General features: G+C 55.9%; 17 protein-coding genes. 3 read left to right on the forward strand and 14 right to left on the reverse strand.

Annotated features, from left to right (window positions below):
• Window positions 1–39 precede the first annotated feature (39 nt).
• Window positions 40–4,914: a translocation/assembly module TamB domain-containing protein gene (locus DRW39_RS16830; protein WP_116108232.1), complete on the forward strand. Its 4,875-nt coding sequence runs from the start codon at window positions 40–42 to the stop codon at window positions 4,912–4,914.
• On the opposite strand, the gene DRW39_RS16835 is transcribed toward DRW39_RS16830, so the two are convergent.
• Window positions 4,911–6,881: a glycosyltransferase family 2 protein gene (locus tag DRW39_RS16835; RefSeq protein WP_116108233.1), complete on the reverse strand. Its 1,971-nt coding sequence runs from the start codon at window positions 6,879–6,881 to the stop codon at window positions 4,911–4,913. The genes DRW39_RS16830 and DRW39_RS16835 overlap by 4 nt on opposite strands.
• A gap of 128 nt (window positions 6,882–7,009) precedes the next feature.
• On the opposite strand from DRW39_RS16835, the gene DRW39_RS16840 reads away from it, so the two are divergent.
• The gene (locus tag DRW39_RS16840; RefSeq protein WP_157976181.1) at window positions 7,010–7,843 is read left to right on the forward strand and encodes a CPBP family intramembrane glutamic endopeptidase; all 834 of its coding nucleotides are present in this window, start codon (window positions 7,010–7,012) and stop codon (window positions 7,841–7,843) included.
• On the opposite strand, the gene DRW39_RS16845 is transcribed toward DRW39_RS16840, so the two are convergent.
• From DRW39_RS16845 to DRW39_RS16865, 5 genes are all read right to left on the reverse strand, one after another.
• A complete protein-coding gene (locus DRW39_RS16845) occupies window positions 7,825–9,018 on the reverse strand; it encodes a putative sugar nucleotidyl transferase (RefSeq protein WP_116108235.1) in 1,194 nt (397 codons plus the stop codon). The genes DRW39_RS16840 and DRW39_RS16845 overlap by 19 nt on opposite strands.
• A 4-nt stretch (window positions 9,019–9,022) precedes the next feature.
• Window positions 9,023–10,294 (reverse strand): phosphoribosylamine--glycine ligase, encoded by a 1,272-nt coding sequence (gene purD, locus DRW39_RS16850; protein ID WP_116108236.1) that lies wholly within the window; start codon window positions 10,292–10,294, stop codon window positions 9,023–9,025.
• Window positions 10,295–10,312: 18 nt separating this feature from the next.
• A complete protein-coding gene (locus DRW39_RS16855; protein ID WP_116108237.1) occupies window positions 10,313–10,951 on the reverse strand; it encodes a hypothetical protein in 639 nt (212 codons plus the stop codon).
• A gap of 41 nt (window positions 10,952–10,992) precedes the next feature.
• On the reverse strand, window positions 10,993–11,679 hold the full coding sequence (ung, locus tag DRW39_RS16860) for a uracil-DNA glycosylase (RefSeq protein ID WP_116108238.1): 687 nt from the start codon (window positions 11,677–11,679) through the stop codon (window positions 10,993–10,995).
• A gap of 61 nt (window positions 11,680–11,740) precedes the next feature.
• Window positions 11,741–13,126, reverse strand: coding sequence for a Gfo/Idh/MocA family oxidoreductase (locus tag DRW39_RS16865; RefSeq protein WP_116108239.1), 1,386 nt, complete (start codon window positions 13,124–13,126; stop codon window positions 11,741–11,743).
• Window positions 13,127–13,233: 107 nt separating this feature from the next.
• Here DRW39_RS16865 and DRW39_RS16870 point away from each other — a divergent pair, with 107 nt between their 5' ends.
• A complete protein-coding gene (locus DRW39_RS16870; RefSeq protein ID WP_116108240.1) occupies window positions 13,234–13,968 on the forward strand; it encodes a 5-oxoprolinase subunit PxpA in 735 nt (244 codons plus the stop codon).
• Here DRW39_RS16870 and DRW39_RS16875 read toward each other — a convergent pair.
• The 8 genes from DRW39_RS16875 to DRW39_RS16910 all read right to left on the reverse strand — a co-directional run bounded on the left by DRW39_RS16875 (window position 13,949) and on the right by DRW39_RS16910 (window position 23,635).
• Window positions 13,949–14,842: a hypothetical protein gene (locus tag DRW39_RS16875; RefSeq protein WP_116108241.1), complete on the reverse strand. Its 894-nt coding sequence runs from the start codon at window positions 14,840–14,842 to the stop codon at window positions 13,949–13,951. The genes DRW39_RS16870 and DRW39_RS16875 overlap by 20 nt on opposite strands.
• 52 nt (window positions 14,843–14,894) lie before the next feature.
• Window positions 14,895–16,034 (reverse strand): sterol desaturase family protein, encoded by a 1,140-nt coding sequence (locus tag DRW39_RS16880; RefSeq protein ID WP_232830178.1) that lies wholly within the window; start codon window positions 16,032–16,034, stop codon window positions 14,895–14,897.
• Between the two features lie 6 nt (window positions 16,035–16,040).
• Entirely contained in the window at window positions 16,041–17,564 is a 1,524-nt protein-coding gene (locus DRW39_RS16885) for a M28 family peptidase (protein ID WP_116108242.1), read from the reverse strand.
• A gap of 13 nt (window positions 17,565–17,577) precedes the next feature.
• Window positions 17,578–18,675, reverse strand: a complete 1,098-nt coding sequence (gene ald, locus DRW39_RS16890; RefSeq protein ID WP_116108243.1) for an alanine dehydrogenase — start codon at window positions 18,673–18,675, stop codon at window positions 17,578–17,580.
• A 33-nt stretch (window positions 18,676–18,708) separates the two neighbouring features.
• Window positions 18,709–19,602 (reverse strand): hypothetical protein, encoded by an 894-nt coding sequence (locus DRW39_RS16895; RefSeq protein ID WP_116108244.1) that lies wholly within the window; start codon window positions 19,600–19,602, stop codon window positions 18,709–18,711.
• Window positions 19,603–19,678: 76 nt separating this feature from the next.
• Window positions 19,679–20,359, reverse strand: coding sequence for a 4-hydroxy-tetrahydrodipicolinate reductase (locus DRW39_RS16900; protein WP_116108245.1), 681 nt, complete (start codon window positions 20,357–20,359; stop codon window positions 19,679–19,681).
• 9 nt (window positions 20,360–20,368) lie between these two features.
• Window positions 20,369–21,871 (reverse strand): maltokinase N-terminal cap-like domain-containing protein, encoded by a 1,503-nt coding sequence (locus tag DRW39_RS16905; protein WP_157976182.1) that lies wholly within the window; start codon window positions 21,869–21,871, stop codon window positions 20,369–20,371.
• Between the two features lie 90 nt (window positions 21,872–21,961).
• Complete coding sequence (locus DRW39_RS16910; protein ID WP_116108247.1) at window positions 21,962–23,635, reverse strand: alpha-amylase family protein; 1,674 nt, start codon at window positions 23,633–23,635, stop codon at window positions 21,962–21,964.
• Window positions 23,636–23,733 lie beyond the last annotated feature (98 nt).

The raw sequence follows: 23,733 nt of genomic DNA on the forward strand, positions 1-23,733 counted from the left end.
CGGTAAAGGCCATGCGTTACATAGCCGCTAACTCCTCCAATGGAAGAACCGAATGACGTACCTGTAACCCCGCCGCCCCGCAAGCGGAAACGCCGCTGGTGGCACCGGGTACGTAAGCTCTTCGTTTGGATGGTGCTGCTGGTCGTCTTTCTACTGGGCCTGCTGCAGTTGCCCGACTTTCAAAACTGGCTTGTCGATCGTGTCACCGCCGGCCTGAGTAAGACTCTCGAAACCCAGGTGGACATTGAGTACGCCCGGCTCTCCTGGTTCGATGAGCTGACCATCCAGGGGGTCTTTATCGAAGATAAATACGGAGATACCCTCCTCTACGGGCAGGAGATCGCCGCGGATTTCAACCTGCTATCCCTTCTCGATAATTCGATTGAGATCGAGGAGCTAACGATTACCGATACGCGCTTCAAGATCAGGAGGGATCTCGGGGATGCGGAATCGAATCTGGAAACCGCCCTCGAGAAATTGTTCCCCTCGCGGACAAAAGCTCAACGGCCCATCAATCTTGCGTTGGACCGCCTGGACCTGGAAAACATATCGTTCGTCCAGGATGACAGTGTGCGGGGACAGCGCTTCGACGTGGCTTTGGAATCCGCCGTGGTCTACATCGATGAACTCGATCTGGTTAACAAACGGATCGGCCTGGAGACCGCCGAGGTGCGACGCCCCGTAGTGCGCCAAACCTCTATCCCCCCTACCCCGCTAAGTTCCGTACCGGGGCTGGATGAGGCAATCCGTTCTATTGATAGCACCCTGGTTGACAGTAATCGCGTTAGCCTGCACGTCAGCATTGACGCCCTGGAGATCATCGATGGTGTATTCGAACTGGACAACTTCCGTAAGGACCCGATCGAGACGGCCGACATTTCTTCCGTCGACTTCGCCCGCCTAGGGGTCAGGGACATCAACCTGGAATTGACCCAGGTGGATTACCAAGCCAGCGAAGTAACCGCCCGGATCCAACACCTCAGCCTGGAAGAAAAGAGTGGCTTCATCCTTGACCGCCTCAGCGTAGATGAACTGCGGATAACACCAACGGACCTGGTTTTTAACGACCTCATCCTGACAACGCCCAACAGTTCATTATCCGATTCCCTGAGTTTCACCTTCCCGGGGGGATGGGAATCCTGGTCCGAATTCAACGATCGCGTACGGATGAGTATCGGGCTGGAACCCAGCATCGTGAACGTGCGGGACATTCTTTATTTCGCCCGGCAATTACGGTTTAACCCCTTCTTCCGGGATAACCGGGATCGCAACATTCGCCTCGGCGGCCAATTTACAGGCCGCGTGAATAACCTTCGCGCCCAGGACGTCGTCCTTGCCCTCGATGAGAACAACTACCTGGAAGGCAGCTTCAGCAGCCGCAACCTGGCGCAGCCCGGATCGGAAGCCCTGAACCTCGAGCTAGATGCCATGCGTACCAGCGTGACTACGCTGCGCCGCTTGATTCCCCGGATGAATCTTCCGGCCAACTTCAATAAGCTGGGGCGGCTCAACTTCGACGGTCGCTTCGACGGCTTCTTTACCGACTTTGCCGCGAAGGGTGATTTGCGTACCGATATCGGACGGGCCGTCCTGGACATGCGCATGGATATCGAAAACGGGGCGGAACGGGCGGAATACAGCGGTTCCTTATCGCTGGATCGATTCGATTTGGGCATCTGGACGAATAATGAGGACCTGGGCATCGTCAATTTTACCGCCGCCATTGACGACGGGCAAGGACTGACGGCCACTTCCGCTTACGCAAACCTGCGTGCTACCATCGAGGCGCTCGAATTTAAAGGCTACCGTTACGAAAATGCGCTCATCAACGGGCAACTGCAGCAACAGTTCTTCGATGGTAGCTTCGCCATCGCCGATGAAAACATCGACCTGAATTTTTTAGGGGAACTCAATTTCCGCGACAGCATTCCTGTCTTCGACTTCAGTGCTGAAATTAACCGGATCGACCTGCAAGCTCTCAATCTCAGCGAGCGGCTTGTGGTGTTGTCGGGCGATGTCGACCTGAACATTGTCAATACGGTCTTCAGCGATATGGAGGGACGTGTCGAATTAGACAGCTTCCGGGTAGTCCGCGACACCGCAACCATCAACGTAGGCAAACTACTCGCCTACTCTAACTTCAACGAGGAGGGACAAAAGGTTGTCAAGTTGGAAAGCGACATTGCGAAGGGAGAAATAGTCGGTCGCTTCGATATCAATGAGGTGTCCTCCAGCCTAACCAAATATCTGGTCGAATACTACCCCGGCTGGGCCAGTCGGCTGAATATCCAGGCACCCCGGGCTTTCCCAACGGATAATCGCTTCAGTTTCGATATTACCATCACCGATTCCAAGGGGTTGAATCGCCTTGTCAACCCGAAGCTAGGCCCCCTGATTGACGTGCAACTTACAGGTAGCTACGATGGATTCGATGATCAGATGCGGGCCGAATTAATTGCACCGCGCTTTTCCTTCGATAACATCTCCTTCGTGGACCTTATCGTCCGTACTAAAGGAAAAGAATCAGAAGGAGAATTAGACCTGCTAATTGATTCCACCCTCCTGAATGGGAAGCCCATCCTAAACCAACTTACCCTACTCAGCCTGATCGACCGGGACACCATCGACTTCGGGATCAATTACGGTGGTGCCGGCGGCGTCTTTTTGGAAAAGCTCAATCTGAACGGACAAATCACGCTTCCCGATACGGCCAACTACGCGGTGCGTTTCGACGATTCGGATTTAGTACTCTTTCAGGAGCCGTGGACCATACGCCGCGATAACCGCATTGTCATCGGACCGGAATATATCGACACACGCAACTTCAGCCTGCGAAGCGGTGAGCGCAGCATCCGGCTATCCAAGCGGGGAGATCTGGGCCTCGATCTGAACCTGGAAAATATGGCCCTCGGCCTCATTGATTCTGTGTGGAATTACCAGCCGCTAGACTTTGGCGGTCGGGTGGACATACACGTTGGCGTCGATAACGCCTTCCTGCTGCAGGGGATTACCGCGGATATCCGCAGCGATACCATGCTGATTAACGGCGACGATTACGGTTACCTCCGCGTTGACATGCGCGCTCCAAATCCTAAAGGCAGGGTCAATGCTTACCTGAACCTGAACCGAGATACGTCCCAACTCATCGCCGAAGCCGTATTCAATCTAGGGGACCTAACGGAAAATCCCCGCGTCGATCAGCAAAAGAACTATTTGGACCTCACCGTGAACGTGACCGGATACCCCTTGGACCTGGCCAGCTACTGGGTGGGTGGTTCCGTATCGGATATCGTTGGCAAGATCGACGCGCAACTGAACGTGTCCGGACCGGCGGGGGAAGCAGATGTGCAAGGGTATATCGATGCATCCGCAGGAGCCTTTACCCTCGATTACCTGCAAACCCGCTACCACTTCAATGAATCGCGCGTTCGCATCACGAACAACCTATTCGATCTTGCGGGCACCCGATTGCTGGATCGCTACAACAACGTAGCGCGGCTCACGGGGGGCATTACGCACGACCGACTAAAGAATTTGGGGATCAACGCCCGCCTGCGAACGGATCGCTTCCTTGCCCTCGATCTTGCCCCGGGGGATAATCCAAACTTTTACGGACAGGCGATTGGCAGTGGAACGGTCGACTTCACGGGTAACTTCCGACAGACCGACATCTACGTTCGGGCTACGGTAGGCCGCGACTCCCGCCTGGCCATTCCCGTTTCCGAAGGCTCGGGTGCAGGCCCCATCGACAACGTGCGCTTTGTCGACCGGACCGTCTACCAGGAAGAAGAAGAGGTAGTAACGGCCGCCGACCCGACCGGGGTAAGCCTGGAGATGGAAATTGAGGTCCTGGATGAGGCCGTCGGTCAGATCATTTTTGATGAAGAAGTCGGTGACATTCTGGAAGGAAGCGGGAACGGGAACCTCAGTCTCCGCATACCCCGTGACGGTACTTTACAGATGTACGGAACCATCACGCTGACCCAGGGAGACTATCTCTTCACCCTGTACAAGGTGGTAAATAAGGAATTTTCCGTTCGCCCCGGGGGAACGGTGACCTGGTCCGGCGATCCCTTTGCGGCGCGCATCGACATCGAAGCCGATTACCAGAACCTAAAAACCCCCATCATCAACTTCATCCGGGAATACCTACCCCTAGACGGATCCAATCAGGGCGCGTCGGACCTTACCCGCGCGGCCAGCCAGGCTACGGATATTGACCTTACCCTGCAACTGGACGGTATTCTCACTCAGCCGGACATCAACTTTGACATCAGTTTCCCCAGCCTGGACGGCACCCTGGAAACCTACGCGAATAATAAGCGCCGCCAACTTCTCCTCGATCAGAGCGAGCTGAACCGGCAGGTATTCGGATTGATCGCGGTAGGCCAGTTCCTGCCCGCTGACCTTAGTTTCAACGTAACGGATGTGGCGGTTAACACCGTCAGTGAATGGCTCTCCAGCTACCTGAGCCTGTTGCTTAACAACCTCTTGGAGGATACATTTGGCGAAGATGCCTTTATCTCCGGCTTCGATTTCGACATCGCCTACAGCAATTACGCCAACAATAATATTCGCACGGATAATGCGATCACGCGGGGCCAGACGGTTGAATTCTCTTTCCGCCGGGATTTCAATAATCGCCTTAGCCTGAGTGGAGACGTGAACGTGCTAAACGACCAGGTGGTAAGTGGCGGCGGCAACACCGGAACCTTCATCGGCAATGACGTCGTGCTCGAGTACGTACTCAACGACAGCCGATCGCTCAAATTACGTGTGTACCAGCGCCTGCAACCTGATATTTCGAGCCGCCGACGAATTCAGATAGGTACCGGACTTAGCTGGCGCCGAGAATTCGACTCCCTCTCGGAATTCTTTGCCGGCTTCAAAAACGACGCATCCGGCAAGCGTTAAACTACCTCGGCAGGACGTCGGCCCAGGCTGGGAAAATGTCGGATCACCAGCTGCCAATCATCAACGATGCGGTAGTCACGGGCGTACAGCAGGTTCAGGTGGTGAAGCGTAGACTCGTCTTCAATGATCGTTCCCGATCCGGGATTAAGTACCCCTCGCTTAATTTTCGGCAATAGGTGCCGGTCCGGGTCCCCTGGATGATAGCCGATCCAGCTCAAGCGACCGACAAGCACGCTCAGGAGGTTAGCGAGGTAGCCGCCTTTATTGCTGACCATCCATATTGTAAGGGGCGTGCTGAACAGGAGCACCAGTGCCAATGCACGATCGAAAAGCCACTTACCCCGCCGGTAGGTAGGGTCGTCGATGCGCAAATTCACGTCTATCGTATAGAGTGTCCCTCGCTGGTCCGAGCGGTGGCTGCCGATGATGCTGCTGCTCTTTTCGGGCAGGATGCGGTATTGCAGGTCCGGACCCAGTTCGCTCATCCACCGTTGGATGTCACCAATATCCAAATCCGCCGAGCAGAAGATGATTTCCTCGGCGCGATACAGGCGGGCCAGCGTGGAGAGGCGGTCGGTCGTTCCGATGTCTTCCTCACCGATGACTACATCCGCCCCGGTTATCGGCCGAACCCGCCCGATAAATTGGGCTTTGGCACCTACGCGCTGAAGAAGACCCAGGGTGCGTTCGGTTTCTGCCGTCCCGCCCACGATGAGTAGCCGGGATGCTTCCCGCGCACCGAGTTGTCGGTGGCTCATCATTTGGGCGGCGGCGCGCAGGAATAACGTTATCAGCACGGCCCAGGAGGCTCCCAGGACGAGTAAAGCCCGGCTCGGGCGGAGTTGCTCTGGCAACAAGCCGTAGACTGAAAGAAGAAGTAAGGTGCCAAGGGCCAGGCTGCGCAGCAGACGGCCATAATCATAGGGGCGATCGTATCCTCCACCGAGAAATATGCTTCCCGTCCAGAGCAAGGTATAGCCCGGGAAATGAACCCAATTGATGTGGTCGGAAAAATAGTCCGCATCGCCGAAGTGATAGGCGGCCCACAGGCGCTTCAGTGTAATGAGGCCGAGATAGATGCCCACCGCATCCATTACCGGGAAACAGAGCTTCCGCCACAGGTTTCCGGCCACGGTACCCACGGCCCGGACGTAGATGGCAGCCTGCATCATCCACACCAGTAAACTGGCGCGTGACCCGGCGAAATGCTTACGGGCAAAGATCACCATCGCCTGGTAAAACACCCGTACGTAATTCAGGCTGCCCCGCTTGGTGCTTTCCCCTTTGTAGTGTAGGATACTGGTATGCGGATAGTAGTAGTTATGGTACCCACCCTGCGTGATCCGGTACGATAGGTCGATATCTTCCCCGTACATAAAAAACGTTTCGTCGAGCAATCCCACTTTCTTTAAGGCGGAAGCGCGCAGCCACATATACGCCCCCGCCAGAACGGCTACGCGGTGCACTTCATCTTCTGCGAGGTACCCCAGATGGTATTCGTTAAAGCGGGTGGAAGTGGGAAATAGTCTGGATAAACCGAAAGCCTTCGTAAAGGCTACCCAGGGCGTAGGTAATCCACGCTTACTCTCCGGCAGGAAACGGCCGCTGCCATCCAGCATCCTGACACCTAGTCCTCCCAAATCAGGATGAGCTTCTGCGAAGTCATAACAGCGCTGGAAGGTGTCTTCCTGTACGACCGTATCGGGATTTAACAGCAGGTGGTACTTACCGCGGCACTGCCGTAGAGCCTGATTATTCGCTACGGAAAATCCGGGATTGTTCTGGTTGGCGATTAGCCGGACCCACGGGAATCGACGGCGAACCATTTCGACGGAACCGTCGGCCGAGTGGTTATCAACCACCCAGACCTCCGCATCCATATTCTCCACCGCGCGCGCCACGCTCAGCAAGCACTGCTCGAGAAAGTGACGGACATTATAGCTGACGATGACAATGGAAAGCTGCACGTTGCAAAGGTAGAACGCAAACTTACGCCGCTTGACCGGTTATATATCCAATGTTGGATCGCAACGAATTACCACCCCGATCGAAGGGCCTTCCCCTTTTGCTACATACCGTCCTTTGCCTCGCCGGCATGGTTTTGCTCACCAGCGTCGCCTTAGGTCTGCTGGCCCGCTATTTTGGTTTATCACTCGGGGACGCAGGCGCTACGATGGAGTTAGCATCCGAGCGCATGGAGCTTCGCCTGATCCTCCTGATCAATAACCTGGGAACCTGGGGAATTCCCGCGATCCTCGCGCTTTGGTTGACGTTTCGCGCGAAGTGGACGGCGGCTGCAGGTTTGGTTCGCCCTCGAAGACCGAAGCTGATCGGTAACTCCATCCTGGTTTTTCTCTTCGGTATCCCTCTGGTCGCCTTGGCCGCCTACCTGAATCTACAACTTGACCTACCCGAGTGGATGGTTCAGTCGGAAGACGAGGGAAATGCCTTGCTGGCCAATGTCTTACGGATCGAAAGCGGGAAGGAGCTGCTAGTTGCTCTCCTTACCGTCGCGGTAGTGCCGGCAGTGGCTGAGGAATTAATGTTCCGCGGCTTGCTTCAGGGCCAGCTACTGCGTCGCGTCATGAGCGAAACAGCAGCTATCTGGGCTGCCGCCGCTATCTTCTCAGCGATCCACCTCGAATTTGCGGGCTTCTTTCCCCGCCTTCTGCTCGGGGCCCTGCTCGGTTATAGTTACCGGTGGACGGGATCCCTTTGGCTCCCGCTACTACTTCACTTCCTCTTCAATGGGTTACAGGTCATCAATACCTACGTAGCCGGTGAGTTCGTCCCGGATACGGAAATGGATGCCCGGTTAGGTACGTTACTTGCGGCGGGGGCCATAAGCCTGCTGATCGTGCTGTATCTCGGCTATAGGAATGAAAGACAGCTCAGGTTTGCCGTTCCGGCTCAATCCGATCGACGGTAAGGCTGACTACGCTGGAATATATACTCGAAAAGTGCGCGGTGATCATCGGAAAAAACTTTCCCTCGACGCATCATCATTCGTCTGGCCGTCTCCATTGCTTTATCCAAACGATAGGTAGTTACACCGTTACCCCACGTGAAGGAAGGCACAAAGGTTGGTGGAAATCCGGCTCCAAAGACATTAGCCGAAAAACCGATGACAGTTCCTGTGTTCAACATCGTGTTGATTGCCGTCTTACTGTGGTCGCCCATTATAATTCCGTAGAATTGAATACCGCTATCGATCATAGCCTGATCGGCGTATGACCATACCTTTACGTTGCCGTAGTCATTTTTGAGATTACTGCCATTGGTATCTGCTCCAATGTTACACCATTCTCCCACCACGGCGTTACCCAAGTATCCATCGTGTCCCTTATTACTGTTTGCCTGAAAAACAACATTGCTGATCTCCCCGCCGACCTTACAGTTGGGACCTATGGTCGTAGCACCGTATAGCTTGGCACCCATTTTAATGACCGCATCTTCCGCGATAACCAGCGGGCCTCGCAGCATGGACCCCTCGAGCACCGTCGCTCCCCGACCAATATAGATCGGCCCATCTTCAACATTGAGTATACAGGCTTCCAGCTTTACGTCATTGCTGATAAACAGGTTCTCCAAAGAACCAACTAGCCTGTTAGACGAAGGCAACGGTTCCGAATCACGGCCGCCAGTCACCAGCTCAAAATCCGACACGATGGCCTCCGCGTTTTTGCGGAATAGGTCGGCGGGACGCGACACGAAGCTAAAGGGCAGGTGAGGCACCTCCTTCATTTCCAGTCCGTTCAGGCCATCATCGGCCACGAAAGCTTCCGTTCGCGCACGATCCAGTTTGGCAACGACTAATCTTCCCTCCTTAGCCCAGGCCGAGTTCAGGGGTATTGATTCTATCCAGGACACCACCTCTACACCCGGAAGCAAACTGCCATCGATTAGCCAATTTTCTTCACCCAACGCTGTCGGGAACAAATTCCGTAAATAAGGCGCAGGAAAACAAGAACAAGTGGTCACAAGGTGACGGCCCCACTTCTCGGCCAGTGTCAACAGCCCCAGCCGAAGGTCTCCGACCGGCCGGGCGTAGGTAAGGGGTAATAGGTGCTCCCGGTCCTGGGAGTCGAATAGAATAACGGGCATAGGCTTACAGGTCGAATCCAATATCGGAACGATAATTCATTCCGTCAAAGGTGATCGCTTTGGCATTTTCGTAGGATGCTTCCAGTGCTTCCTGAAAGGTGGCTCCGTAGCTGGCGACGGAAAGGACCCGCCCGCCATTGGTCACGATGCTTCCGTCGTCGGCAACTTTGGTGCCGGCGTGAAATACCTGACTACCGTTTACCTTCTCCAGACCACTGATCACCTTTCCTTTCTTATAGTCGCCGGGGTAGCCACCACTTACGAGCACAACGGTTGCCGCCTGCCGGTCGTCGATCTTCACGACCGCGGCGCCAAGTTCACCCTCCGCCGTTTCTAGCATCAGCTGCATCAGGTCGTTGTTCAGGCGCAACATGACGGACTGCGTTTCCGGGTCACCCATCCGGCAATTGTACTCGATAAGCTTGGGCTCACCGTCTACGATAATGAGGCCGCAGAAGATGAAGCCCCGGTAATCCAGCTTTCGGGCGGCAATGCCCTCGAGCGTCGGCTGTATAACCTGCTGCTCAACTTTGCGCATGAGGTCGGCATCCACGAAGGGCGGGTGGCTGATGCTGCCCATGCCGCCGGTGTTAGGTCCGGTATCCCCTTCCCCGATCCGTTTGTAATCCTTGGCAGTGGGCAGAATGCGGTAACTCTTGCCATCCGTAAGTACGAAAACGGAAAACTCAATACCGTCCAGGAATTCCTCCACTACAAGCTTCGATCCGGCCTCACCGAACTTCCCTTCCAGAATGGCGCGGGCTTCCTGTTGTGCTTCCTGCGCATCATCCAGTATGAGTACGCCTTTGCCGGCGGCTAACCCGTCGGCCTTTAGTACGATAGGCGTGGGCAACCCTCCCACGTATTCAACGGCTTCGTCCACCTGATCCACCGTAAACCGGCGGTAAGCCGCAGTGGGAATACCGTATTCCTCCATGAAAGCTTTGGCATACGATTTACTGCCCTCCAGGCGCGCCGCTTCGCGGCTCGGCCCGATGAAATAGATAGATCGTAATTCGTCGTCGTCGCTAAAAAAGTCCCGCAGGCCACGCACCAGCGGTTCTTCCGGTCCGCAAATGACCATGCGGACGTTCCGTTCGAGCACGGCCGCTTTAACCCCTTCAAAATCATTCGGGTCAATAGCCAGATTCGTACCGTATTCACGGGTACCGGCATTACCCGGGGCGATAAAAAGTTCCGCACAGAGTGGGCTTTGTGACAGTCTCCACGCAAGCGCGTGTTCCCGCGCTCCGGCGCCCAAGAGTAAAACATTCATACTTTAAAATTTATGGAGTTACTGGACGACAACGTCTTTAGATTGGGTAAAATACTCGGTTTGGATACTCGCTTTGGTCGTACCGATCTGATCCTTGAATAACCGTTGCTTGACGAAGTACACCTCGTAGTTACCGGGAGCGATATCGTCAACAGCTTGCGGAGGTAAGGAAACCACCCCGCTGCTGGTTGGCCCCGAAACCAAAATTCTTCGGGGGGTGCTGCGGTCGCCGGGTTCGAAAAAGATAACCAGGCTCTCCCGTTCGGTCAGTCCGCGGTCCGCCACCGGAAAATTCACGGACCGATCGCGGTACAGGCTATCCGGCAGCGAATCGATGTAAATACCGTGCGTCACGAAACTGAAAATTGTAGGTTCCTCCTGCACATTGACGGTGAAGCGCACCAGTTCCGGCAGGTCGCGAACGGCGGTATAGCGAAAACGTCGGCCGGGTAGTCCATCCAGCGGTTCCATCGTATTCCCCATCATTCCCGGCACCTGACGGGTGGAATCCGGCATCACCAAATCAGCCGTAACGGTACCGTTAGCGGCCTGATACCGCAGATGACCGCTGACCGTTTTCACCTCCTGGACGAGTAACGGCTCACCGGCACCACAGCCCAGAACGAGCGCTATTAAAATTACGAGTGCGTAATGCAACGAGCCTTTTTTGCAAATGTAAGCCGTGGAGATCGTCCGCCTTAGTCGAGGCTCCAGTCGATAGCCGCTTTGCCGTGGTTCGTCAGGTATTCATTCGCCTGTTTGAAGTGGTTATTTCCGAAGAAACCCTTGTCCGCGGAAAAGGGACTGGGGTGCGGGCTTTCCAGTACGAGGTGCTTCGCTGCGTCTATAAGTTCGGCCTTTTTACGGGCAAAAGCTCCCCACAGCATGAAGACGGTATGCTCGGTCTGATCGCTGATGGCTTTGATACTCGCATCCGTGAAGTACTGCCAACCCGATCGCTTGTGGCTGCCCGGCTTATTTTTCTCCACTGTCAGCATAGCATTGAGTAGAAAAACTCCCTGCTCGGCCCACTTCGTGAGGTCCCCGTGGCTCGGTATCGGCAACCCTAAGCTATCGTTGATTTCCTTATAGATGTTGCGCAGACTGGGGGGCACGGTCACTCCACGGGGCACGCTGAAGCTCAGCCCCATCGCCTGCCCCGGATTGTGGTAAGGATCCTGCCCCAGGATGACCACCTTTACCTGGTCAATCGGTGTGGTATTGTACGCATTAAAAATTAGCGAACCGGGGGGATAGATCGTCTTGTCCTCTGCCTTCTCCTCCTTGATGAAGCGGATTAGGGTGCCGAAGTAGGGCTTGGAAAATTCGGGGGCCAGGGCTTCCTTCCAGGAAGGCTCGATTTGTACATTAGTGGCTGTGGCCATGGGATATCTGCGGATGTTGGTTCACCTGTCTAATCCCCGGGCCCCGCCAATTGTTCCCGCTTTACACCTTCACCAGTTCATCGAGTCGTACTGTCCTACCCTCCGCGATGCTCTTGCGGGCGGCGATGCCGATGAGTACGGAATAGGCGCCGTCCGTGGTCCCGGCCATATGACCAAGCGGATCCTCCGCATCCGGGTTGACGAACAGGTAATCCAGCATCCGCCGGTCCCCGCCGCCGTGACCGTAGCGGTACTTCGGCACTTTTATGCTCTTGAAGTCGGGCTCGAAGTTTTTATGCAGAATTACTTCGTGAAATTCCGTGGGCACCTCCTCTATCTTAAATTCCATTTCGGCGCTGTGCAGGGCGGCCTGCTCCTCCTCGTTGTATTCGCCGCGCTGGTACGGAATGTCTTCCCAGGAATCAATGCGACCGTCGTGGCCGTTGAAGGCTATGCGGTATCCTTCGTACGGACTGTAAGTCGTCAGGCTGTAATTAACCACCACGTCGTTATCGTAGAGGATCTGGGCGCTCATCTTGTCCCATATATTGATGTCTTCCCGGAACACGCAGCTGTCGCGGATGTATCCGTCGTATTCCTCGTTGTCGACGTACAGGTTCATCAGGTATTCGTCCTTCGTGATATCCCAGAAGTACGGACATTCGTCTTTGTGGGGGCAGGTACGACACGACTCCCCGCGAAAGGGACCGTTTTTCCCGTAGTGTTCCAGGGCACCCATCGCGGTGACGGCCACCGGTTTGGCATTGACCCACCAGTTCAGCAGGTCGAAGTGGTGCGTCGCTTTATGTACCCAGAGGGAACCGCTGTTCTCGACGTACGCGTGCCAGCGCCGAAAGTAGCTGGCGCCGTGGTAAACGTTCAGGTACCAGTGAAAATCCACGCTGGTCACCTTTCCCACTTCCTCGTCGTGCAGCAGCTGCTTAATGGCGGTATTGTGTGGGGAGTGGCGGTAATTGAATGTCACCAAGACTTGCTTCCCGGTCTGTTTCTGGGTATCAAGGATGTTCTGGCATTTTGCGGCGTCGGTGGTCATCGGCTTCTCCGTGATTACGTGGGCTCCGTGCTCCATCGCGCCGACAATGAACTTATCGTGGGTGGAATCCATCGTCGTCACGATCACCCACTCCGGCTTGGCCTCGGTCATCATCTTGTCGAAGTCGGTATAGGCCGGGCAGTCCACGCCCATAGCCCCTTTAACGAACTCGACACGGCCGGGATTGATATCGCATAGACCGACGAATTCTACCTGATCCCCGTAGTTTTTCACCAGATTACGGCCCCAGAGCGAGCTGCCCCGGATGCCGGTGCCCACCAGGGCGATTCGTTTTCTTGCGGAATTCTTCCATAGCGCAAACGCGCTCGCCTGATTGGCGGCGAGGGCCGCGCTAAAAAAGGCGGTTGATTTAATAAAGTTTCTTCTTTGCATGATACGATGTTCTGTGGGGAAGGTAACACAATATCCCAATTAAAAGCGGGCGGCGAGCGCAGGTACAATACTTTTAGCAGACCACACGTCAATCACAAGTATGAAACATGGAACTTAATGCCGACCTCGGAGAATCCTGGTACGATCGAATTATAGGTGACGACCGGGGGCTCATGCCCTATCTGGATGCCTGTAATATCGCCTGCGGGTTCCATGGTGGTGACGCGCTCACGATTCAGCACACTATTGATCTTGCGCTCGAAAACGGCGTCACCATCGGTGCTCATCCCAGCTTTCCTGATCGGCAAAATTTTGGACGGAAATACCTAGACCTCGGCGTCGATCGACTCCGTGCATCCATTCTTTATCAGGTGGCCGCTCTTCAGGGGATGGTGTTCGCGGCCGGGGGAAAGCTGCGCCACCTGAAGGCGCACGGTGCTTTATACCATTTCACCAATCGCGACGCAACCGCGGCGAAAACGCTGGTCGGGGTAATGACCGATTTCGACATACCGGTTTTATTCGGTCCGCCGGCCGGGGAACTCCGTAAGGCCGCTAACGCGAAGGGTATTCTGTTCTACGCGGAAGGGTTTGCCGATCGCCGGTATGACAGCAACCTCCAACTCGTATCGAGAAATAGTCCCGAATCCTCGATAGCTTCCATAGACGAAGCCGTGGAACAGGTCAGCATGATGCGTAATGAGGGGGTGGTACGGAGTGTACAGGGAAGCGTTTATCCCATCGAAGTCGATACAATATGTCTTCACGGTGACCACGCCGGAGCCGTTGAGAAAGCTATGGCCATCCGCGCCTTACTCGATACTACTCTTCCTCCAGGATAGCATCATCAATGAGGCTATCCCCGTCATTGTCGCCGTCCTCAAATCCCGGAATGAGATTGCTCTTTTTCCGGGGGCGATAGTCGGGATCATCCTGGACCCGCATATCCTTCCCACCTTCATTATGGTAATCGCCGCGAGCGAACCGATCGGCACGGTCGAAGAATGAATCGGTGCCATCCAGGGTGGAGCTATTGGTATCTTTCTCGCCTTCTTTATTGTCGTAAGCCCGGGCGCGAGCCTCAGCCTGTGCCGCCGCCCGCTTAGCCTCCTCGATGCTGTCTTCGAGCTTCATCTTCTCCGCTTCCCGGTTGGCGTGATCGATGAAGGTGTCCGCTTTACTTTTCAGATTAGCCCCGGTACGCGCGGCGCGGTCCAGCAATTCGTCCCCCGCCTCCTTCGCTGCTTGCTTGGCCTTGAGTCCGCTACGGGCCGCGGCATCGAGCGCGGAGTCGGCCACCTGGCTGAAGGCGGAGGGTTCCTTAGGTGGCGAGGGTGGAAAATCCTCGACCAGGTCGTCTTCAAAGTCTATCCGACCGGATTTTGGCGCCTCCTCTTCGCTGGATAAATCCAACTTGTCAAAGTTAAAAGGATCATCCCGGTCCATGTCATCGGTCGTTTTTTGCCGGGTCGGGGGATCTTGTTTATAGACGGCATCACCGAGTTCGGATAAAGCATCTTTCCCCTTCTCGATGTATCCGGGAGCTTTCGCCGCCAGATCCAGAGCGGCTCGCTTGGTGAGGTCGAATAACTCTTCTCCCTGATCGGCCAGTTCGTCACCGGCTTCCCTTGCCGCATCGCCCGCCCGCGAAGCCTGGTGCTTGGCAACGGATTTAGCGCCGAAGAATATGCGTTTAAGGTCGTTGAATAGGGGCATGGCAGAAGTTGTGCGTACGCACGTAAAATAGTGCTAAACGGCTAAACGGACGCTATACCACCACGTTGCCCGGCGTTTCCTCGCGAACGTGCTGCTCGACCGTGGGCGATTCGGGCTGGTGGGGAGGTTCCCCGTTCTCATACTTGTAAAAGCCGTAATAACGCTCCTTATCCAGCGTTAGGCCGGGACCGTGAAACATGATCCGCCACCAGGCCTTGGGATGACGATACTTTTTCATATCCCGCAGCATATCGATGTGTTCATGGAATACGAGCGTGACCGGATTATAGCTATTGACCGGCTTGAGAATACCGTAGTTCGGAGTTTCCTCTTCCGGGTAGAAAGTGCCGAACATGCGGTCCCAGATGATTAGGCTCGATCCGTAGTTCTTATCGAGGTATTTCTCTTCCGTGGCGTGGTGCACCCGGTGGTGACTCGGGGTGACGAAGAACCATTCAATAGGCGCCCACATTCGATCGATAAGTTCGGTATGGATCCAGAATTGGTAGAGCACGCCGATCTGCATACAGATGAAAAAGACGAAGGGATCGAAACCCAGCAGAGCGGCCGGGATGAAGAAGATAACCTTGATGTGTTGCGTCCAGCTCAGCCGGAATGAAACGGTGAAGTTGTATTGTTCCGAACTGTGGTGCGTCACGTGCGTAGCCCACCAGAAGCGCTGCTCGTGGCTCACGCGGTGCGCCCAGTAGCGACAAAAGTCAACCACGAAGAAACAGGCGATGAAGCTCCACCAGGTGGTCGGGATATACAGCGGAGTCAGATTATAAAAGAACAGGATGACACCGAAGGTGGCAGCCTTCACGAGGGCCGTACTAATCAGGTTTCCGATACCCACTCCAGCGGCTGCAAGGCCATCCTTGATGTCGTACTTGTGCTTGTCGGCGTGGCTGGTACCCTCTTTGCCGGCAATGTAATCCTTGAGTTCTTCGGCGTAAGCGTTGCGGTAACTGGTAAAGCGGATAGGGTTATAGCCGCTACGCCGCAAAGTGGGCCGGGCCGAAGTATCGTAGCCAAGCGCTTCCGCCGCCTCTTCCAGTTCGTGGACATATTCCCTCCGGCGCAAAAACCACTCGATAATGGTCAGGGCGACCATGACCGGTACGGCGTACACGATGACGGGCGGGAACTCCAGATTCTGGATGTCCTCAAAGGTGTAGAGGGGCTTGCTCATAGCTTACTATTTACCGGTTCCGTAGAGAGATTGTCCAGCAGCTTCGTACTTATCCCCCTCGTTCCAAAACGGAACAACGTCGCGGTTGGCGATAAGCCGCGCCGCGAGCGTAAAAATTTGGCAATACTCCTTCAGGTACTGCATGTTGATGGTCTCCGGATTATCGGTAACCTGGTGGTAGTACTTCAGTATCTCGTCGTCGAAGTCATCGAAACCCGGCGTGAAGGATAGGGCCGGCACGCCCATTGCCGCGAAGCTGACATTGTCCGACCGGTCAAACAGTCCCTGTTCGGGAGCAGGATCCATAATAACCCGCTTACCGAAGGCCGCCGCCGCTTTCTCCACCTGTTCGTCTATCCCGGTTCGGTTAGATCCGATCAGGGAGATCGCCGTTGTGTCGTTATAGCCTCCACCGTCGGTGTTAAAGTTAAAAACCGTCTGCTCGAGGGGAATCAGCGGGTTATCCGCATAGTACTTGCTGCCCAGTAGTCCCATCTCCTCCCCGGTCACGGCGAGTACGATGACGGAGCGCCGTGGCGGTTTCTCGGCAAAAGCGCGCGCGGCGGCCAGCAGGCTGATGGTTCCGATGGCATTATCGCGGGCCCCATTGAAGATGCTGTCGGCATCGGAGAAGTAACCGCCTCCCTGCTTGCCTACGCCCACGTGGTCAAAGTGAGCGGTCATCAGCAGATATTCGTCCTGCAGGGCAGGATCGCTGCCCCGCAGAACACCACCGACGTTCCGACTATCCATACGGTCAATGCGCATGCCCGTACTGGCAACCGAACCTTCCGTGTCTCCTTCCGCGGTTTGCAGACGCTTCACCGCGTCGTCACTGAATTTGATGAAGCCATAAGGAATCGTAGCGCTCTCTCCCGCGCTGATACTTAAGCGTTCACCACCCAGGTAATTACGGAAGGCATTCCAGGGGAAAGGAAGGCTGTATATCTCGAAGAGCGCGACCGCTCCGGCGGCGGCAGCCATTTCCGCTTTTTCCTGTATACCACGGAATACGGCTTGCTGTCCCGGATCACCGGGCAGACCGGCCCGCGTAACGACGATCTTCCCCTCCACGTCCAAATTGGCGTAGTCGTCGTGATCGGTTTCGGGATCCACCCAACCGTAGTTGGCAAAAACAACGGAGGCGTCGGCGGAAGCCTCCGGTCCCCGCACCATAAGTAGGTCGCCACTGAGATCGAATTCACTTCCCCCGATCGTGACGTGCGCGGACTCAGGTGGCTGTACCCGACGCAGCGGAACCGTCTGAAAAAAGCTGCTATCCGCGGAATTGATAGGCTTGTAACCGAAGCCACGCAATTGCGCCGCGATGTACTCGGCGGCAATTTCATTACCCACGGCCCCCGTACGGCGACCGGCAAGAAAATCGGAGGCCAGAAAGTGCATCTCCCCGGCCAGGTCCAGCCGGTCAAAAGAAAACTCAGGGAGGCTTCGATCGATCTCTTCCTGCGCCCGGAGGGTTTGCGCCGATAGAAAGAAGAGAAGGATTAGAGTGACGGGGATACGTAGCATGGCGTAAAGATAACTACGATGCTACCGGCATTCCGAATGCTTCGGCAACTTCCGGTAGCACGATCTCTCCGCGTACAATATTGAGTCCAGCGCGTAGGCCTTCGTTCTCGGCGGTGGCGCGTTCCCAACCTTTATCGGCGATCTGCAACAGGTACGGGAAGGTGGCGTTGGTCAGCGCAAGGGTACTGGTGAAAGGTACGGCACCCGGCATATTGGCCACACAGTAGTGAATGACGCCATCGACCACGTAAGTGGGGTCCTCGTGGGTAGTGGGATGGCAGGTCTCGATGCACCCGCCCTGGTCAACCGCAACGTCGATGACGACGGTACCGTCACGCATCTCGCCGAGCATCTGGCGGGTGATCAAATGGGGAGCCTTCGCTCCCGGGATAAGGACCGCGCCAATAATTAAGTCCGTCCGGGGCAATTCCCGCCGGATATTGTATTCATTCGAAAATACCATGGTCACATTCGCGGGCAGTGTATCCGCGAGATGGCGAAGCCGGTCTAGATTGATGTCCATGATGGTAACGTTAGCCCGCAAACCGGCTGCCATCTTGGCCGCCTCCGTTCCTACAATGCCGGCTCCGAGAATAAGCACGCGTGCGGGGGGAACACCCGCTACACCACCGAGTAGAATGCCCCGTCCGCCGGCCGGCTTCTCCAGATACTTAGCGCCTTCCTGGACGGCCATGCGTCCGGCAACCTCACTCATCGGCACGAGCAGCGGCAGCGAGTTTTTCGGTCCGGTTACGGTTTCGTAGGCCAGGCAGATGGCTTTGCTGTTGACCATGGCTTCGGTCAGCGGGCGCGAGCTGGCAAAGTGGAAGTAGGTGAAGAGCAACTGTCCTTCACGTACCAGTTTGTACTCGTATTCGATGGGTTCCTTAACCTTCACGATGGTTTCGGCACGCGCGTAAACGCCCTCGATATCGGGGACGATGGTAGCACCCGATTCGATGTATTCCTCATCAGTGTAGCCGCTGTTGGCTCCGGCGCCTTGCTGGATCAGCACTTCGTGGCCCCGGCGTACCAGGTCAAGGGTACCACCGGGTGTGAGGGCTACCCGGTTTTCGTTATTCTTAATTTCTTTCGGACATCCGATAATCATGGTGGTGGTTTTAAAGGCTTGGTTAGGCAATGGTTATTCGGCGACCAGGGCAAGTCGTCCGTCTCTGCTGAGGGCCATACGGGTGATGTCCTGCAGTCCGTAATAATTCAAATCGGCTACCAGCTGCCAGCCGCCATCGCGGTTGGGAAAGAGCCGGTATAGTTTACTGCCACGACCGGTGAGATAGCTGCCGTCGCGAAGCAGTACGAAGTCTTCCGTACCGTCGGGAAGCTCCGCGATGGGCTGGGCATCCTCCTCTAGCCGGTAGAGATTCTTTTGCATCAAGCGCCAGGGCGTGACCGACTTATCCACGTAGACCAGGTTACCGTTGCTCATGCGGGTGAAGGTGCGCCCCGTGCTGGTTGCCAGCGTGCGAGGAGTAGCTCCGTCACCGGCGGCGGATAGCACGATCCGTCCGGGATTCTCCACCAGGTACAATGCCAGCTGGCTGGGATTCAGCCACTCGTAGTAGCCGATGTTGCTCATACTGGTAAAGACGGGTCGACCGTTCTCCGATAAATCCGCCGGGAAGTCCCATAGTCGGAGCACCGTGTCGCTACCTACGTACTCCTGCCGCACGGCGGTAAATCGATCCGCTCCGGCGATCTGGATCTTGGGACTGTACTCGCCGGCATCCGTGTCCGTCAGTTGCTGACGCGTGCGGTTACCAAGATCGAAGCGGTAGATGTCAGGCTGTTCGTCGCCCGGCATCTGCACGGATGCATACAGCACCTGTTCTCCGTCCCAGTAGGGTTGATTATTGTAGCCATCCGGGTTGAAATGGCTCAAAAAACGCGGATTCGTAAGCATAAGCATGGAATCCCGCATGCCCATATCGAATACGTAAAGTTTTGTCGAAGGCGTCTGCGCCACTACCATCGCCGACATGACCAGGGAGAAAAAAATAGCGAAGGAATAGCGTTGCATAGCGTTGGTTTAGTGGTGGCCGTAAAGATAGCGTGGCATCCGCTATAAGGAGCCACAGTCATCGGAGTTCAGCTGTTTAAGCCGGGGAAAGCATATCGGTCATGGTAAAGACGCCTGACCGATTGCGAACCCACTCGGCCGCGGTGATCGCCCCCCTTGCGAAGCCCTCCCGCGAATGTGCCGTATGGGTTAGTTCGATGGTATCGATAGCCGAGGAGAATCGGAGTACGTGCGTCCCCGGCACCTTATCCTCCCGGTAGGACGTGATGTGGACGGCTTCGCGGTCCATTGCCCCGCGTACACCTTCCTCCAGCGTAATGGCGGTCCCGGAAGGGGCGTCAAGTTTCTCGGCATGGTGGGTTTCCTCGATGGAAGGGGTATAATCCTCATCCTTCATCCGGGCGGCCAGGTAATTGGCGGTAGCAAAAAATAGGTTGACGCCGATGCTAAAGTTGGTAGCGTAGAAAAGCGTACCGTTGGTTTCTACGACTCGCTTGCGCACCTCTTCCAGTTTGTTATGCCAACCGGTTGTCCCGACGACGATGGGCACTCCCGCTTCTAAAGCAAGATCGATATTGGCGATGGCGGCATCCGGGCGGGAAAAATCGATGGCTACGTCAGCATCGCGTAGGTCATCAGCCGAGATCTTCTCGCGGTTGTGTTCGTCTACGCGCAGTACGACTTGGTGTCCGTCTTCGGTCGCCAGCTTTTCGATGATCCGGCCCATTTTACCGTATCCCAGTAGTGTGATCTTCATACGCTCGGTTTAGACGAGCGAAAGTACCCCGTTCAGCGGAATGGCCAACCAGGCAGGACGGCTATTGAGCTCGTACGCCACCTCGTAAACGGCCTTTTCCAGGATGAATAGATTGAGCAATGCCATTCGGTCTTCCTCCGAAGCGGGCAAATAGGGTGCGTCACCGGAAGCCTGGAAGTAGGCATCTAGGTAGTTTTCGGAAACCTCCCGGTACCAGGCTTCCGCCTGGTCGCGGAGGTCCCGCCCGCGGTAACGATCCTCGTTGAGTAGCAGCTGCCCCTGGGCCGCGTAGTGGAAGGAGCGGACCATGCCCCCCACGTCCTTAAGGGGTGGGCGCTTCCGCCGCCGTTCGGGGATACTTAGCAGGGGCTCCCCCTCGAAATCGATGATGTAGAAATCCGTATCCGTATAGAGCACTTGTCCGAGGTGATAATCGCCGTGGATACGCGTCAGCTGGGCTTGCATATCGCGATCCCGGAGGCGGCTCAGCCGCTCGTTCAGTTGTTGGTGGGCTCCCAGTACGCGACGGGCAAGAACCTGGTCCGAGGCGGGAAGCTGGTTCATCTTTTCTGCCAACTGCGCGAACTGCCGCTCAAGCAGCCGGAGGGCGGCATCTGTTATTTCTCCCCGGTATGCCGGTGTCATCGCTTCTGCTACCAGGTCCGGGCGGTCGGGGCCTGCCGAAGCTAGGGCGCGATGCATTTCGGCGGTGCGCTCTCCGAGGAGTCGGGCCCGCTCGATGGTCACCGACCCGATGGTGCGGTTATCGTCGGCAAAATATTCCTGTGTCAGTTGCTGAAAAAGCTCCCAGGCATCGCCCCGGTTATCGACCTTTCCGGTCATGAGTCCGAGGTTAAGATATTCCTCGTCATTTTCCATGCTCCCTACACCGAGGCTGCCGCCGTAGGGGGGGCAGTTGTCGAATTCGGTCCGTTCGGAGAGAAAGCGTACGAGTTCCAGGTCGGGATTCAGGCCCACGTCGAGTTTACGGAAGAGCTTAAAGAAAAAGCGGTCGTCGTAAATGATGGCGGTATTGCTGGTGTCAATGGCCGGGACAACGCTCTTTTGCGATGCGCCCGCAGAACGAAGGGCCCGCCCCGCCTCGGCGTTTAGGCCATGATCGCCATCCTCGTTGTTAAAAATCATCTGATAGAGACGCGCCCGAAAGTCGGTCCGGGGCACGGCGTCAGCCAGCATTCCCGTGCCGGTAATCTCTCCCAGGATCAGTTTAGGGTATTGCTCCTGGTACAGCGTCCGACGCTCCGGGGTCGAATTAATGGCCAGCGGCATCTGATAACGCTCGCGACTTCCGTCACTGAAGGCGACGCTAACGGTGACGATGCCCGCATCATCCTGTACCGGATACACCGCATCCACGTGACAGGACGTGATGGACTTCCCCTTACTGGTAAACCAACGCTGCTTGGGCAAGTAACCGGGCAGGAGTACTTCGGTTAGGGCCTCGGTAAAATCGTTATCGTCAAATAGTTGTAGGAAAGGTGTTGTGGGCATAGTCAGTCTATCAAATTCATTGGTATAGCGTAGGGCACAGCGCATTGTTTACAGCATTTTACCTGCGCTCCGCCGCCCCTGCTTCATTCGTTATTTTCCCGCCTTGGCGGGGGTGCTCATCACGGGTTTCACGCCGCGAAGCCGAAACCAGCGGTAGCCATACGACCCGATCCGGATCTCGTATCCGCCTTTCTCGTCCAGCTCGATCTCCAGCGGCTCGATCAGGTCAACCAGCGGCGTCGGGTCATCGTTGAAGGCTTTCGGACGGATGACCACCGGCCCGCCAGCGAAATTGTGCAGAATGAGGACCAGCGTGCTGCGGTACCGATACGTCATGGCGAGCACCGAGGGAACCTTCGTTTTCAATATCTCCCACTCTCCGTAACCGATCTCCGGGCATTCCTTGCGCAGGCGTACCATTCGTTTGGTCCAGGTCAGCAGGCTTCCCTCCTCGCGAAGTTGGCGCTCGACGTTAAGCATCTGGTAGTCGTACGGACCTTCGTTGATGACGGGATGCACCAGGTCCTTCGCCTCCGCGGAAGAAAAGCCGGCGTTTTCTTCATCGCTCCACTGCATGGGTGTCCGGACCGCTTCCCTTTCTTTGAGGCTGAGATCATCTCCCATACCGATCTCGTCACCGTAGCGCATCACCGGGGTTCCCGGCAGGGCGAACATCAGGCTGTACGCCAGCTCGATCCGGGCCCGGTTGCCCAGCATAGGGGCCAATCGGCGCCGGATCCCTCGCTCGTACAGCTGCATTTTCTTGGTGGGGCCAAAGGCATCGAATACTTTCTGCCGCTGCTCGTCAGTCAGTCTTCCGAGATCCAACTCGTCGTGATTCCGCAGGAAGTGGGCCCACTGGGCCGTGGGATATATACCGGCAGTCTCCTCAAGTGCATCGGCCAGCGGCTGGCTCTCCCCCGTTGCCAGCGCGTAGAAGAGGTGCTGATTGACGAAGAAGTTGAACATGAGGTGTAGTCCGCCACCCTTGTCGCCGAAGTACTTCTTTGCCTCTTTGGGTTCGATGTTGGCTTCGCCAAGTAGGATGGCGCTGCCATTGCGCCACTGCAGGAAGCGACGCATATCCTCGAGGTATTCGAAGCGGATCTTCCGATTTCCGTTGGTTCCCGGTTCCTGGGTTTCCAGCACGAAGGGAACGGCATCCACCCGGAATCCGGCTACTCCCATGGATAGATAGAATCCCATGATGCGGTTGATCTCCTCGCGCACTTTGGGGTTGCCGATATTGAGGTCCGGCTGAAAGTCGTAGAAGCGGTGAAAATAGTAGGCTTTCGCCTTTTTATCCTTGGTCCAGGTCGCCTCCTGCACACCGGGAAAGATGACGCCCTCATCCCAGTCTTCCGGTTTCTCCTTCGACCATACGTACCAATCGTGGTAGCGGGCGTCCTCTCCTTTCCGGGCATCCTGAAACCAGGCGTGTTGGTCGCTGGTGTGATTGATGACCAGATCGATGATCACCTTGATCCCGAGGTTATTCGCCAGATTCATGAACTCCGCGAAATCGCCGAGGCTGCCGTGGCGATCGTCTACGCCATAGTAATCCTGGATATCGTAGCCATTATCCTTATTCGGTGTCGGTTGAAAGGGTGCCAGCCAGATGACGTCGACGCCAAGCGAGTGGAGGTACTCCAGCCGGCGGGTAAGCCCGGCGAAGTCCCCTACCCCATCCCCGTTACCATCCATGAAGGTTTCGAGGTCGAGACTGTAGATGATGGCATTCTTGTACCAGAATTCGTTGAGCATAGTTGGCGTGTTGTCGAACCGCTGGTATGGACGCAAACGGGCGGGAAGATGTTCTCGAACATTCTCGCCGGGGGCCGCTTCCAAGAAAAAACCCTTTG

This window comes from Lewinella sp. IMCC34191 (assembly GCF_003390935.1).
Classification (GTDB): Bacteria; Bacteroidota; Bacteroidia; order Chitinophagales; family Saprospiraceae; genus Neolewinella.